Annotated in this window: 13 protein-coding genes; 2 read left to right on the top strand and 11 right to left on the bottom strand. The window is 57.2% G+C overall.

All coding sequences use genetic code 11. The features are described from left to right. The first annotated feature begins 12 nt into the window (after window positions 1-12). On the top strand, window positions 13-765 hold the full coding sequence (locus tag ACYQ04_RS07430; RefSeq protein ID WP_460128512.1) for a DUF2334 domain-containing protein: 753 nt from the start codon (window positions 13-15) through the stop codon (window positions 763-765). On the opposite strand, the gene ACYQ04_RS07425 is transcribed toward ACYQ04_RS07430, so the two are convergent. The 3 genes from ACYQ04_RS07425 to ACYQ04_RS07415 are packed head-to-tail and all read right to left on the bottom strand — an operon-like array spanning window position 735 to window position 3640. Then, window positions 735-1931, bottom strand: coding sequence for an ABC transporter permease (locus ACYQ04_RS07425; protein ID WP_460128510.1), 1197 nt, complete (start codon window positions 1929-1931; stop codon window positions 735-737). The two genes, ACYQ04_RS07430 and ACYQ04_RS07425, sit on opposite strands and share 31 nt — an antisense overlap. After that, entirely contained in the window at window positions 1928-2809 is an 882-nt protein-coding gene (locus tag ACYQ04_RS07420; protein ID WP_460128508.1) for an ABC transporter ATP-binding protein, read from the bottom strand. The genes ACYQ04_RS07425 and ACYQ04_RS07420 overlap by 4 nt, the downstream gene beginning before the upstream one ends. 33 nt (window positions 2810-2842) lie before the next feature. Continuing rightward, a complete protein-coding gene (locus tag ACYQ04_RS07415; protein WP_460128506.1) occupies window positions 2843-3640 on the bottom strand; it encodes a class I SAM-dependent methyltransferase in 798 nt (265 codons plus the stop codon). A 251-nt stretch (window positions 3641-3891) separates the two neighbouring features. Here ACYQ04_RS07415 and ACYQ04_RS07410 point away from each other — a divergent pair, with 251 nt between their 5' ends. Then, on the top strand, window positions 3892-4101 hold the full coding sequence (locus ACYQ04_RS07410) for a hypothetical protein (protein WP_460128504.1): 210 nt from the start codon (window positions 3892-3894) through the stop codon (window positions 4099-4101). A 16-nt stretch (window positions 4102-4117) separates the two neighbouring features. On the opposite strand, the gene upp is transcribed toward ACYQ04_RS07410, so the two are convergent. From upp to ACYQ04_RS07370, 8 genes are all read right to left on the bottom strand, one after another. Then, window positions 4118-4786: a uracil phosphoribosyltransferase gene (gene upp / locus ACYQ04_RS07405; protein WP_460128502.1), complete on the bottom strand. Its 669-nt coding sequence runs from the start codon at window positions 4784-4786 to the stop codon at window positions 4118-4120. A 34-nt stretch (window positions 4787-4820) separates the two neighbouring features. Then, window positions 4821-6293 (bottom strand): MATE family efflux transporter, encoded by a 1473-nt coding sequence (locus ACYQ04_RS07400; protein WP_460128501.1) that lies wholly within the window; start codon window positions 6291-6293, stop codon window positions 4821-4823. An 18-nt stretch (window positions 6294-6311) separates the two neighbouring features. After that, window positions 6312-7670: an MATE family efflux transporter gene (locus tag ACYQ04_RS07395; RefSeq protein ID WP_460128499.1), complete on the bottom strand. Its 1359-nt coding sequence runs from the start codon at window positions 7668-7670 to the stop codon at window positions 6312-6314. A gap of 125 nt (window positions 7671-7795) precedes the next feature. Continuing rightward, the gene (gene ppsA, locus ACYQ04_RS07390) at window positions 7796-10243 is read right to left on the bottom strand and encodes a phosphoenolpyruvate synthase (RefSeq protein WP_460128497.1); all 2448 of its coding nucleotides are present in this window, start codon (window positions 10241-10243) and stop codon (window positions 7796-7798) included. 153 nt (window positions 10244-10396) lie between these two features. Beyond that, a complete protein-coding gene (locus tag ACYQ04_RS07385) occupies window positions 10397-11800 on the bottom strand; it encodes an ArnT family glycosyltransferase (RefSeq protein WP_460128495.1) in 1404 nt (467 codons plus the stop codon). Next, complete coding sequence (locus ACYQ04_RS07380; RefSeq protein ID WP_460128494.1) at window positions 11770-12864, bottom strand: hypothetical protein; 1095 nt, start codon at window positions 12862-12864, stop codon at window positions 11770-11772. Before ACYQ04_RS07380 ends, ACYQ04_RS07385 begins: the two co-directional genes overlap by 31 nt. Next, window positions 12851-13843: a hypothetical protein gene (locus ACYQ04_RS07375; RefSeq protein ID WP_460128492.1), complete on the bottom strand. Its 993-nt coding sequence runs from the start codon at window positions 13841-13843 to the stop codon at window positions 12851-12853. The genes ACYQ04_RS07380 and ACYQ04_RS07375 overlap by 14 nt, the downstream gene beginning before the upstream one ends. Continuing rightward, entirely contained in the window at window positions 13840-14502 is a 663-nt protein-coding gene (locus ACYQ04_RS07370) for a phospholipase D-like domain-containing protein (RefSeq protein ID WP_099210003.1), read from the bottom strand. Before ACYQ04_RS07370 ends, ACYQ04_RS07375 begins: the two co-directional genes overlap by 4 nt. Window positions 14503-14561 lie beyond the last annotated feature (59 nt).

Here is a 14561-nt window from a genome sequence, read left to right as displayed (position 1 = left end):
CCTCTTTCTTCGATGAAGAGACTGCTCAAGTTTACGGTAACTGTGGGAGTCATGTTTCTCGTTCTTCTCTCTTCCAGTTCACTATTCAGTCCCGCATACCTCCCAAGCTTCGGGCGCTTTGCAATCCTCCTCCACGACGTCAGCCCCGGCTACCTTCCCCAGTTGAGACAGATAACGGCCGTTATCGATGAGTACGGCTTCCAGAACGAGACTTACCTTTTCGTAATTCCTGACCACGGCGGGAAGATGCCGATGTGGAGGTATAAGGGTTTCATAGCGTTCCTTGAGGAGCTCAAGCGCGAGGGCTACCACGTCGAGCTACACGGCTACACCCACATCGGCGACGAGTTCAACTGCAACGCGACTGTCGCCGAGAGAAAGCTTGAGTTGGGCCTGAGGGCGCTCTCCTACCTTAACGTCACGCCGGAATACTTCATCGCCCCGCGCTACACCCTCTCAAATGCCGCGCTGGAGGTTCTGCTCAAACACAACATCACCGTCATCGGCGAGGACTTCATTTACTTCCCGAACGGAACCGTCGAGCCGATTTACAATCACGAGTACACATGGTACATGCCGTCTTTTCTGCTTCCCTACGAGCTGACGAGCGCTGAGAGCGTTTACGCGAACATAAACGGGACGTTCTTCCTCTCAATCCACCCGAAGGCCGTTAACAACAGAGCAGGAATGGAGTTCTTGAGGGAGCTTTTGAGGTTCGTGAAAAAAGAAAGGGCTCATTCGAGCCGTTTAACGGCCCAGCCGTAAACCGCGACCGCAACCGCGAGGGTACCCAGGCTGACCGCGGCGAGGGGAAGCAGGTCCCCGACAACGCTGCCCGGGGAGACGTGGTAGATTTCCAGCAGGCGGAAGTCCTTCAGGGCCCTTCCAATTGGGAAGTAGTTCACGAAGGGCATCGCCCAGCTCGGGAGCGTGCTCGGAGGAACCACTATTCCGGCTAAAAACATTATCGGCCACGAGACGAGGTTTATGGCCGCGCTCGTGGCTCTTATGCTCCTCGTGAGCATCGCTATCGCCAGACCGAGCCCCATTGAAAACGCCCCCGCCGTCAGCAGTAGCGCCCATCCGAGCGGGCTTGGAACTATCGTCGCCCCGAAGGCAACCCGGGAAAAGATTATCAGCGCAACTATGCTCCCGAAGATTACGACCGTCGTCGAGAGAAGCTTTCCAAGGAGAAAGTCCCATGCCGTCGCCGGGGAAGCCGCGATGCGCCTGAGCGTTCCCTTTTCAATCTCCCTGAGCGTGCCGTTGCCGATTAGGCTCATAGTCGCGAAGAGGAACTGGATTCCCATAACCCCCGCGAGGAAGAAGAGCACCGGTTTGCTTTTTTCTCCGCTCACGGCCTTCTCCTCAACCGTCAAGGGGTTCGCCGTCCCCCAGATGAGCGGGGTGAGCCTCTTGGAGGCCTTCCCGGGGAGCAGTCTCTCGACTACGGCCGTCAGGTTGCCGGCCCTCCGAACCGCGAGCTCCCTTGAAAAGCCCGAGAAGAAGCCCTCGATTGCACCCTTTGCTATCTGGTACTCCTGCGGGTCGCTCTCGTCGTAGTAGACGATGACGTTTGCGGGAAGGCCCGAGCTGAGGTTCTCGCCGAAACCCTTGGGGAATACTATTACCGCGTCGAGCTTACCGGACTTGAGGGCGCTCAGGGCTTTCCCGGCGCTCCCGAATTCCTCGACCTTAAAGAGGTGCCGTCCGTCAATTGTTATGTTCGACATGTACACGATGACGCTTCCGGCATCTCCTCCAACGACGCCGACCTTCACCGTCACCGGGGGGCTTGTGTGGCCCCAGATTCCGCCCATGACGAGGAGCCACATCATTGGGAAGACGATAATCCAGAAGACCGTCATCTTCTCCCTGCCTATCTCGCGCAAATCCTTGACGAGGATTCCCTTGACTGCCCGGACTTTCATTCCAGCCCCCTCCCGGTCAGCTTTACGAAGACGTCTTCGAGCGTCGGCTCCTCGACCTTAACGAGCCTGATTTCGCTTCCGGCCCGCACTAGGGCCTCGATGATTCCCGGCAGTTCCCTTCTCGGGTCCTCGACCTTGAGCCTGAGCGGGTTTTCGCTGAGAACCCCAACGCCCTCGGGGAGTCCCTCAATCCTCAGCTCGCCCTCGATGTGAACGACGCTCCCCTCACCGACGAGACGCTTCAGCTCGTCAACCGTTCCGACCGCGATTACCTTACCTTCGTTGATTATCGCCACCCTGTCGGCCAGCTTCTCCGCCTCCTCCATGTAGTGGGTCGCTATGATTACGGTCTTTCCCTCCCGCCTGAAGCGCCGGATTATCTCCCAGAGCTCCCTCCTTGCCGGAACGTCGAGGCCGTTAGAGGGCTCGTCGAGTATCAGGGTTCTCGGCTCGTGGAGAAGCGCTATAGCTAAGTTCAGCTTCTTCCTCTGTCCTCCGCTCAGTTCCTTGGCCTTTTTGTTTGCTGGAAGGCCGAACTCCTCGATTAGCTCATCAATCCTCCCCCTTGGCGCGTCGTAGAGGTCCGCGTAGAAGCCCAGATTCTCCCTCACCGTCAGGATGTCGTAGGCTATGCTCTCCTGCGGAACGTAGCCAATCAGCCGGGCCGTTTCCTTCGAGAGGGGCTTTCCGAAGACGAGAACCTCCCCAGAGTCGTAGCGGAGCCCTTCCGCAAGAATCCTTATCAGCGTCGTCTTTCCTGCCCCGTTGGGTCCGAGCAGTGCGAAGACCTCACCCTCCTCTACCTCTAAGTTTATCCCCTTGAGGGCAAGGAAGTTCCCGTAGCCCTTCCGGAGGTTTCTCACAACTAACGCCTTCATTCTCTCACCGGTTTAAGAAAGGGTGGGGAGGATTTAAAACCCCCCGAAACTCTGGGATTCAGAGTAAATCTCACCGGCGATTCTTTTGTTAGGGCGCCTGAATACGAGAACCTCGGAAACCCCGGCAATGCCGTGTTCCTCGGGCGTTATCAGCTCCTCTTTTCTGAAGAAAATCCTCCCCAGTGCGAGCTGTGATGCTAAATCCCATGGCCTTAACTTCATCCCCGCTATCCTCTCAAACCCCGGCAGCTTGTAGTAGCCCCTCTCCTCCATCCCCCTCCTGACGTCGTAGCCCTCGTGGAGGGAAACCACGGCGTAATCGCGGGCCTTCTGCTCCACTAAGAAATGCCTGTAAGCGGAGCCGTAGAGGAACCGCTTTATCCTGTCGGTTTCTTCGACGAGGAAAACTCCGTCCTCACCCAGAACCAAGGCGACTCCGGAGAAGAGCCTAACCGCCTGGAACGGGTCGAAATGCGGCATCGTGTGTCCCCAGAGAACCGCGAGGTCGTGTTCCTCCACCAGCGAAGGAAGCTCCAGCACGTTCCCGGTGACGAGTCTGAGCTCAGGGTTTATGCCAGCAACCTCAAGCCACTTCTTAGCCTTCTCTAAGTCCTTCCCTCTCGCCTCCACCAGTGTCAGCCTCGAGGCGGAGAGGGCCTTCGCGGCCGCCACACCGGCGATACCCGTTCCGGCGCAGACGTCGAGGACGCTTGACGCATCAACTTCCTGCCCCTCAAAAAAGCGGACTATTGCTTCGAATCTCCTCAGGGCCCTCCCATCCTCCGGGTCCATCCACCATCTGAGGTGGCGGTAGAACTCTTCAAGCGACATCAGACCACCGGGGGCACTACGGCACGGGTCTTAAAACGCTTAGGCCTCGGCTAACCCTCTTCTCATCACCGTCAGCGTGGCTAACGCTCGTCATCGGCCGTCATAGGTTGTCCACAGGGTTTAAAAAGGCACTGGAGAATTGAACCGGGGGATGACGAGCGTTTACCGGTCTGAATGCTACCGAATGATGAGACTGGCACTGGCCGACCCAACCGAAAGACGTAAAAACTGTTCTCTTTAAAATTTAACCGGTGGTGAACGTGGATTCCGCTCTGTTCATGGAGCGATACGGGTACAAGATTCTCCTCGTGGTTTTGTTTGGCGGGGCCTTTGCCTTTGTCCTCGGTGCATTGGGCTACGGCCTCCACAGGATGGGGCACTACTCACTGGGCGAGACTGGGTTTTTCATCGGCCTGCTCGTGATCGCCTCTGTAATCGTTGCCATCACCCGGGGAAGATAGTAAAAACCAGAGGGGTTCAGGGGACCTTCACAGGCTCCCCAAAGGCCCTATCCCCCGCGTCTCCGAGGCCCGGCAGGATGTAGCCCTTGTCGTTCAGCTCCCTGTCGACCTTGGCAACGAACACCTCGACCTCGGGGTGCCTACTTTTTATCCTCTCTATTCCTTCGGGAGCCGCCAGCACTCCAACGACAACCAGGCGCTTCGGCTTCCCGTAGCGCTTGACCTCGTCGAGAACCTTAATCAGCGTCGAGCCGGTCGCTATCATCGGGTCGGCGACTATAACAGTATCCTCGGGCCTTATCTCCGGAATCTTGACGTAGTTCATCTCAATCTCGAACTTTGGGGCCTTTCCGCGCGATGCCGAGACGATGCCGACGCGCGCGTGGTCGAGCACCTTGATGAGGCCTTCCATCAGCGGAATCGCCGCGCGGAGAACGGTTATTATGACCACGTTTCGTCTGTCCCTGACGATTACGCCCTCGGTTTCTTCAAGTGGGGTCTTGACGGGAACCCTCTCGGTTTCCATGGTTTTCGTCAGCTCGTAGGCCATGTAACGGCCGAGCTTGACGAGGCCCTTCCTGAAGGCTATCGGCCCTGTTCTCTCATCGCGAAGCTCCGTTAGAATCTCCATCAAAAACGGGCTGTCCTCGAAGGAGTAAACGCCTTCCCACATTTCGGCCTTCATGCTCTCACCGCCCGCCACTCGGGGCGAGCCTTTATTAGCCTTCCGGATGTCTAACCCGGCCTGACTTTTCACTCTCTTTGGGCGTTTTTTCGATTATCGCCTTCATCCAGCTGCCGCGGAGGAACCAGGCGAGGGCTATCAGCGCGCCGATGAAGTTGCTCAGTCCCATGCCGAAGAAAACGCCTTTGCTCGTGAAGTCGAACAGCTCCGCCAGCGGAATCGTCAGTCCGAGGAGCGTTATCGCGCCGACGTAGCCGAAGGCGTAGCTCAGCGGAATCCTGAGACCCCACAGGCGGATTATGCCGAGGAGCATCGTCTTCTTCGTGTGTCCGGCCGAGCTGAAGGTCCTGTTAACGACTATGAAGATTCCGTTGAAGAAGGGCACAGAGATTAGGAAGTACTCGAGGACGATTTTGCTCTCCGCTATGACCTTCGGGTCGTCGAGGAAGACCCGGAAGATGGGAACGCGGAAGATTCCGATAATTAGAACGGCTAAACTAGCTATCGTGAAGTTGACGAGCATCGTTCTCTCCGCTATTTTCTTCGCCCTCTCGAACTTGCCCGCTCCAACGTTCTGGGCTATCATCGTTCCCATCGCCATGCTTATACCGCGCGAGATGCTCGTCAGGAAGTTGACGAGGCGGGTTGTTATGACGTAGGCCGCGTAAGTGACATCGCCGAAGCCCATTATAATCCTTGTGAGAATAACGAAGCCGAAGCTGTTCGCTGACTGGCCGATGCTCGACGGCAATCCAACGCGGAAGAGTCTCTTGTAGAACTCAAAGTCGGGCTTAAGGCTTTCAAAGCTGAGCTTTAACGCCACCCTGCCGGAGAACATCAGATAGGCCCCGGTAATCGCTCCAATGGCGTTCGCTATGACCGTAGCAAGAGCGGCCCCCGCCACACCAAGCTTTGGAAAAGGCCCAACTCCAAAAATGAAGAGCGGGTCGAGGACTATGTTTACAAGCACCGTCACGAGGGTTATCTTCATCGGTGTTTTGGTGTCACCGCTTGCCCTCATAAGGGCCGAGAAGGCCATGTACGCGAAGGACAGGGGCAAGCCAGCGAAAACTATGCTCGCGTAGGTTTTGGCATAGGGGTAAAGGCCCGGCGTTACCTTCATGAAGTGGAGCGCCTGGGGGAGGATTGCAAGGCTTATCAAGGCAGTGGCCGTTGAGAAGAACAGCATCAGGGAGTAGAGTGCCCCAGCGGAGCGGTAGGCCTTTTTGAATTCCCCCGCCCCTATGTACTGACCGACGAAGGCAAAGCCCGCCATGGTAAATCCCATGCCGAGGCTCATCAGCGTTCCGATGATTGGCCACACCACTCCTGGAGCGGACAGAGCTTCCCTCCCGAGCTTTCCGAGCCAGAACGTGTCGGTTATGTTGTAAACGACCTGAACGAGGTTGTTGACTATGAGGGGTCCCGCTAACTTAAGGAGGGTTCTTTCAATCGGCCCGTTGAGTATCTCCTCGCGCATCTCCTGGAGTCTTCGATTCCCCCTCATTGGCAGAACTTCCCCTCATCAGTCTATAATCCTTTCCATCCATCCTCCCCTGAGGAACCAGGCGAGCGCTATTACTGCCGAAAGGATGTTGCTCAGCCCCATTCCAAGGTAGACACCCCAGCTCGCACCGACGGCCAATCCCAAAAGGTAACTCAGTGGAATCCTTAAGCCCCAGAGTCTTATCAGACCGAGCACCATGCTCGTTTTAGTCTTCCCAGCCGTCTGGAAGACACCCGTGGCTACGGAGAATATGCCGAAGAACGGGAGGGAGGTCAGGAAGTACTTGGCAACGAGCGAGGCCTCATGGAGGATCTCGGGGTCGTTTATGAACGCCTTGAAGACGGGCTGGTTGAAGATTACTATGAAAGCCGTTCCCGCCGTTAGAACACCGAAGTTTATGAGCATCGTCCTCTCGGCTATCCTCTTCGCCCTCTCAAAGTTCTTGGCCCCTATGTTCTGGCCGACCATCGTTCCCATCGCCTGCGCTATGCCGTTGGCTATCGCGAACATGAAGTTAGTGAGCCTGTTGGCTATCGCATAAGCGGCAAACGCCACCGTCCCGTACTGGAAGATTATTCTCGTCAAAATCATGAAGCCGAAGGAGTTGAGGGACTGACCAACCGCGGAGGGAAGGCCGACCCTGAAAATCCTTCTGTAAAAGTCCCAGTCAGGCTTCAGGTCGTCGAGGGTGAACTTTATCCCCTTCTTGCCCGTTGCCAGGTAGTAGGCACCTATGACCGAACCAACGCTGTTGGAGAACATCGTCGCTATCGCCGCTCCAACAACACCGAGTTCTGGAAACGGCCCGAGGCCGAAGATTAAGACGGGGTCAAGGACCATGTTGAGGCCAACCGTGAAGAAGCTAATAACCATCGGCGTCTTCGTGTCCCCGACTGCCCTCAGGAGGAACGTGAAGGCATAGTACGTGAAGGCGAAGGGAATTCCAATGAATATGACGAGGGTGTATTTAATCGCGTACGGATAAACCGAACTCGAGACGTCCATCAGCTTGAGGATGTAGGGGGTAGAGACTGCCCCGATTATGGCAACGCCAATCGAGAACAGCAGGCTCAGCGAGTAAAGAGCACCCGCCGAGCGGTTCGCCCTCTTGAAGTCCCTCGCTCCTATGTACTGCGTCACGAAGGCGAAGCCCGCAACCGCGAAGCCCATTCCAAGGCTCATGAGGGTCGCTATGAAGGGCCAGCTGGCGCCCGGTGCCGAGAGCTGGTTCCTGCCGAGTTTCCCGAGCCAGAAGGTATCTGCCAGGTTGTAGAGAACCTGAACCATGTTGCTGACTATCAGAGGGCCCGCTAACCTGAAGAGCGTTCTCTCAATCGGCCCGTTCAGAATCTCCTCCCTGGCTCGCTCGACGGACATAACAATCAGATTGCTATCGAAACGTTAGTATAAAAGCTTTAGGGTGGATAAAAGGGCCACACCTCGAAAACGACCTGCTCCAGAATTACAATAAAAATCGGGGGAATAGAAAAGGGGAGAAAACCTCACTCGAGGGCCTTCCTCGCGGCCTCGAGTTTGATTCTCTGCTCCTCGCGGTAGACGGTCTTCCTGATGAGCTCGACCGCGTCCGGGTTGGCCGAGACGCTGTCGATGCCCATCCTGACGAGAAGCCTGACCATCTTCGGGTCGCTTCCGGCCTGTCCGCAGATGCTGGTCTCGACGCCGTACTTCTTGCAGACCTTGATGACGTTCTCGATGAGCTTGAGAACGGCCGGGTGCTTCTCGTCGTAGAGCTTGAAGACCCTCTCGTTGTCCCTGTCGATGGCGAGGGTGTACTGAGTGAGGTCGTTGGTTCCGAAGCTGACGAAGTCGATGCCCTCCTTGATGAGGTCCTCGATGATGAGCGCGCTGGCCGGGGTCTCAATCATGACGCCCCACTCGACATCCTTGTGCGGCTCGAGGCCAACGCTCCTGGCTATCTCCTTGGCCTTCCTTATCTGCTCAGGGTGGCTGACGAGCGGGAGCATGACGCCGATGTTGTCGTATCCCTCGTCGACGAGCTTCTTGATGGCCTTGAACTCGGCCCTGAGGAGCTCCGGCTGGTCGAGACCGCGCCTGATTCCGCGCCAGCCGAGCATCGGGTTCCTCTCGACCGGCTCGTCCTCTCCGCCCGGAAGCTCGCGGAACTCGTTGGTCGGGGCGTCGAGGGTCCTGTACCAGACACGCCTCGGGTAGAAGGCCTCAACGACCTTCCTGATACCCTCGGCGAGCTTCTCGACGAGCTCCTCCTCCTTGCCCTCCTTGATGAACTTGACCGGGTGGGCGCCGATTCCGAGTATCATGTGCTCGGCCCTGAGAAGTCCAACGCCGTCGGCGCCGGTGGCGGCGGCCCTCTCGGCGACCTCGGGCATGGAAACGTTGACCTTGACCTCGGTGGCGGTGATGAGCGGGGCACCGGCAACGACGACCTTGCCGCCCTCGGCCTTCTCCTCCTTCTCCTTCTTGACGAGGCTCTTGACTATACCCTTGTAGACGACACCGCGGGTTCCGTCGACGGTGACGAGCATGCCGTCCTTGAGCTTCTTGGTGGCCTCCTTAGTACCGACGACGGTCGGGATACCGAGCTCCCTACCGACGATGGCCGCGTGGCAGGTCCTTCCACCCTCGTCGGTGACGATGGCGCTGGCCCTCTTCATGGCCGGAACCATGTCCGGGTTGGTCATGGTGGTGACGAGGACGTCGCCCTCCTTGACCTTGTCGATGTCCTTGACGTCGAGGACTATGACGACCTTACCGGCACCGACGCCTGGAGAGGCTCCGAGACCCTTGAGGATAACCTCCATCTCCTCGGTCTCCTCGAGTTCCTCGCCCTCGGCCGGGGCCTCCTTGAGGGTGGTTATCGGCCTGCTCTGGACGATGTAGAGCTTGCCGTCGTCGGCGTCGTAGGCCCACTCGATGTCCTGTGGGTACTGGTAGTGCTCCTCAATCTTGGCGCCCATCTTGGCGACCTCGATTATCTGCTCCTCGGTGAGAACCTGCTTCTCAACGTACTCGGGTCCGAGGTAGTCGGCAACCTTGACGAGAACGGTTCCCTTGCCGGTCTCGGGGTTCCTGACGTACATGACCTCCTTCTTGGCGATGTACTTCTCCTTTATCTTCCAGGTGCCCTTCTCGACGATGTACTCGTCCGGGGTAACGGCACCGCTGACGACGGCCTCACCGAGGCCCCAGGCGGCGTTAATCATTATCTCGTTCCTGTTGTTGGTGACCGGGTTGGCGGTGAACATGACACCGCTGGTCTTGCTGTTGACCATCTTCTGGACGACGGCGCTGAGGTAGACCTTCCTGTGGTCGAAGCCCTGCTTGGCCCTGTAGAAGGTGGCCCTCGCGGTCCAGAGTGAGGCCCAGCACTTCCTGACGTTCTCGAGGAGGTCCTCGTCTCCTATAACATCGAGGTAGGTCTCCTGCTGGCCGGCGAAGCTGGCCTCGGGGAGGTCCTCGGCGGTAGCGGAGGAGCGGACGGCGACGTAAACGAACTCGCCCTTCTCCGGGTCCTTGTTGAAGCGCTTGCAGAGCTTGTGGTAGGCGTCGAGAACCTCATCCGCTATCTCCTTGGGCATTGGCATGGCGAGAATGAGCTCCCTGATGACAGCGGTGTTGTCCATAAGCTCCCTGCTGTCGTCAACGTTGGTCCTCTCAACGATGTCCATAATCCAGTCCTGGAGCGGCCTGGCCTCGTCCGGGGCGTTGGCAAGAACCTCGGCGAGGACGCCCTTCTCGGCCTTCTCGCCCATGACCTTCTTTATGTCCTCCTTAGAAACCTTGACGTTGTTCACGAAGTACTTGTAGGCCTCAGCGGTAACACAGAATCCGGGCGGAACGGGTATTCCAGCGTTGGTAAGCTCACCGAGGTTGGCACCCTTGCCTCCAACGAGGGGGACGTCCTCCCTTCCGAGCTCCTCGAACCACCTTATAAACTTGTATTCGCTCATGGCAATTCCCTCCGTTTAATTACTGCGGGTGATATATCGAGCGGCCGCTTTTAAAATTAACTATCCAAGACTGTTCCTCAGTGTATAAGGTTGAAAAAGAGAGGAAATGTGTTCATTTGGTGATAGGGCGCCCTAATTTCATTTTTGACAACTCTAACGCCTTATAAAGATTTTGAACAGTCCGTCGTAGAACTCCCTCACCAGCTTGTACCTCCCACTAGTGAGTACGTTGAGGTACTCTTTGGAGTTCTTGATGATGATTACGTCGTAGTAGCCCCCGCTTATCTTCCCCTCAACGCTCTTACGGTTGAGCATCATATCAACCTTGGCGCCCGGATAATAGAAGCCCGCTTTAGTGTACAGGGAGGGGGATACAAGAAGTGCCCTGGCAGGATAGTGCTCACTCGCGTACCTGAGAACGTGGGAGTCGTACTTACCAGTTATGTTCCACCGGTCCTTGAGATGGAACGCACTCTGGCCAACGGGGACGAGGAGGAGAAGGGCGAGGCTTATTGTGAGTGCCTTCTTCCACGGCTTTATCGGCCTCCCCGCGAGCTCAAAGGCTTTTTCAATCCCGTCCACGATTAGGGAAACCCCTTCCACGGCCAGGATTCCCATTACAGGGGCGAGGAACGTTATGAAGCGGGTCTCCTTGTGGGTGACGGTCATTATCATGGCGAACCCGATGAGGGCCCAGCTTATCAGGAGCCATCCCTTTTCGTCCTGCTTCTGCCTAACGAACCCGAGGAGTGCAAGGGCAGGGAGTACAGCTCCGATGTCATCAACAAGCCATTTGAGAAACGTCAAAACCGAAACCGGCCTGTCGAGAGTCACAACACGGCTGGCTATCTTGAAGGGCCTCAGAGCGCCCCCGTAATGGAGGTGTCCCAGGTAGAGCCAGGGGCTCAGCGTGAGGAACAGAAGTGCGAAACCAACGAGGTACTCCCTCTTTTTGACCCATTCCCAGTATTCCGTAAGCCACAGGTAGGCGACGAAGACTGCTATTATCGAGAGCCCTGTGTAGCGCGTTAGTATTGCCAGGCCCGCGGAGACGAAGGCGAGGTACATCCTCACCGCACTGCCCCTCTTTCTCCCGGTGTAGAGTAAATAAACGGCGAGGGTGTAGAAGAGGGTGAACTCGCTGTGAACGAGCTCCCTCATCCCCATCGTGAAGGCGAGCGCGTTGAAGATGAAGAACGCCGAGGCGAGGACCCCCTTGACTGCCCTTTCAAAGAGCTCCACCGTGAGCAGGTACACGAGCACCGCCGTCAGGGCGAACGACACGGCTGAAACGAGCCTTGCGACCGTCAGCTGGCTTAGGGGGTTGTGGACGAAGTGGTAGAATAACGACAGCGTGTAGGGGTAGAGCGGTGGGCGGTACATCATGTAAACTCCCTGATAGGTGAAACTCGTCGGGTTCACCGCTAGGTTCCTCGCTATGTCGATGTACAGAGCACCGTCGTAGGTTAGGGTGTCCCACGGGGGAAACGTGGCCAGTTGAATTCCAAGTGCGAACAGAAAAACCGCTACGGGGATTGCCTTTTTGATGCGCTCCATATCCCTCCCTCCGTACACTGTGCGAGGCATGCGAGGTACAGGATTGCAGCCAGGAACGTTCCCTCGATGCCTATGTCCATCATCAGGATTGCAACCGTGAACGCGAACGTCCCCGTGAACCCGTTCTTGGAGGCCGTTCTGAGGGCGGTGCCGAGGATGATTGCCTCAATCAGACCGAGGACCCCGAAGTCGTAGACCGGCTGACCGAAGAGCGTGTACGTGTAGCCGACCTTTTTCCCGAAGAGCCTCCCGACGTAGCCCGTTGGGTCCGGGGTGAACAGGAGCTCGTGATTCCCGAGTGGCATTCCCATGTGGAAGAGCCGCTCGTAAACCGTGTACGAGGATGCAGGCCTGTAAATCAGCGTCCCGAAGAAACCAAGCCTCCAGCCGGGGTACTCCTTGATGGTAACGTGGTACCTTGCCGCGAAGACGGCGAGGGTCAGCAGGACCACCGTTAGAATTACGTACTTCCTCCTCCTGGTCTCTTCCACCGTTAGCTTGCCGTCGTACGCCAGTCTGAGCAGGTACGCAACCGCGACACCGAGCCCAACCGTCCTTGAGGCCCCCACTATGGCTATCACTTCCCCGACTAAGAGAAATCCCAGCGAGGGTCTGGCGGCGATGACGCCAATCATTATGTCGCCGGCCACGAGGAAAGGAACGCTCGCACTGGTGTACCTGAGGGACGGCTTCAGCAGGGGAATCCCCCAGTGAAGCGAGGCGGCCACCACGAGGCCAATCGAGACGACCGTTGCCGGGACCGTTCCCCGAATGAGCTTGTCCCTCGACATGAGGTGTCTTAGAATCCCGAGGGCAACCAACCCCCCGAGGACGTACTGAATGCCCAGGGGGATTAAAAGGAGCATGGCGCCGAGCCCAAAGGCCCAGGCTGGGATTCCTGCGTCGATGCGGTACGAGAGGTATAGAATGACCAGAAACAAGACGGCGTAGGTGGCAGGGGCTATCTCTAGGCGCCCGAGGGTTGATGAGTAGAGCACCTTGCCGAGCCAGGCCGTTCCAACGTAGGCCCCCACGAGCAGGGCGAAGAACTCACCGGGCTTCACTTCGTCTCCTCACCTTCCATCCCTTGTATAGGATGTACGCCCCAAGCAGGAACAGCGCGTAGACGGGCAGGTCGAGGATTCCGGTCTCAACCCCAACTATCCCGTAGGCGAGCGTCGAGTAGTAGAGGGTCTTCGTCGTCGGGTGCTTCGCGTTCATTATCATGCCGTAGTAGAGGCCCAGGAGGAAGCCCTCGACTATCGCGAAGACCCCGAAATCGAGGTACATTCCCCCCAGGAGCGTCGCCGTTATCGTTGCACCCGTGTGGACGTAGAGGAACTTGGCTATCAGCCCTCTAGGGGAGTAGCCGCCGTGGATGTACGAGACGACGCCTGCCCACTGCAAATGACCCCCGTACGTCCCGCTCCAGTCGCCACGCCAGACTATGACATCGAGGGCGGAGACTGTGCTCTGAAAGCGAACCCAGAGGCTCGAGAGGGCGTTTCCGCGGAGGAAGGTTATCATGAGGAAGAGGAGTGCTCCACCGCCGAGGATTCCGCCGAGCTTTTTGACGTCGAGGCTTTTCTCCCTCGTCCCTTCGTAGTAGGCGATTGCTACCGCCAGCACGGAAACGAGCACGGGGGTCCTGTATGCGTACAGCGACACTACCACAGGATAGAGCAGTGAGTACTTCTTCCCCCGTATGAACAGGTAAACGCTCGACGGAACTCCCAGGAAATACGTGAGCGCGGTTAGCCTTGGGTTCAGATGGGTCCTTATCGTGGGGTGGAGAAGGGGGACGTTCCCGAGCCGTATGATTTGATAGGCTATAATCGCGAGCGCCAGCCAGAACGCCCAGTTTATGTACTTCTCTTCTATTTTGAGTCCCCCGTCGTTCCACTCCACACTCTTGCCCCTCCTGATTCCCAGGAGTATTGCAACCGCGAAGGCGAGGCTCACGGCTATCGTCTTTGGCTCGGCCAGTCCAACGGCAACGTAGGCCATGAAGAGGATTGGTATTAGGACCGGAAGGTCCCTCATGGACTTCTCACCTCAATGAGCTTCAGGGGCAGGTTCCTTTCGTCCGAGTTCACGTAGAGGAGCCCGTAGGTGTAGACGGTGTAGTTGCCGAGGTACTCGAGGAGGTACTGGACGGGGACCATGTTGGCGGTTATTATGGCTCCATTGGGTCCAAGGTGGTTGATTGTTATCGAACCGTAGGTCTTGTAGTCTGCCTGGTACTTCAGCTTGCCTATCTGGATGGGGGTTATGGCGTCGCCGATGTAGATTTTACCGGAGTAGCGAACGGAATAGTACTGCTTCGGCAGGAGCTTGGAGAAGACCTCTTTGCCCTTTCCCTCCATCGGAGAAACCTCGTAGAGGTAGACCTTCCCGTGGTAGATGACCCTTATCATCTTGGCCTTTATATCCTCCCTCGTTGCTTCAGGGCCACCGACAGTGTACGTCGTTCCGTTGGTCACGATTGAGATTGTTGAGCCCCTCACGCTCAGGAGGGTCCCGTTCACGGTTCGTCCATCGACGGTCTTCACGACGATTGTGACGTTGAAACCCCTCACGAGAAGGCCGTAGGCGTGGTTCGCGGCCTCGTAGATTTCCCCTCCTTGGTAGTGCTGAACATGCGAGTTGAGGACGAGGCCCACGATGGCGAGGGCTATTATTATGATTAGGTACTTCCTCATGATTTCCCCCCATTGTAGTAGGGGCCTCCACTTTTATGTCTTTCTGAGGAGGCTCTCTC

This window comes from Thermococcus prieurii, assembly GCF_054657655.1.
The sequence above is the reverse complement of the archived record's forward strand: the minus strand, read 5'-3'. Positions and strand labels throughout refer to the sequence as shown.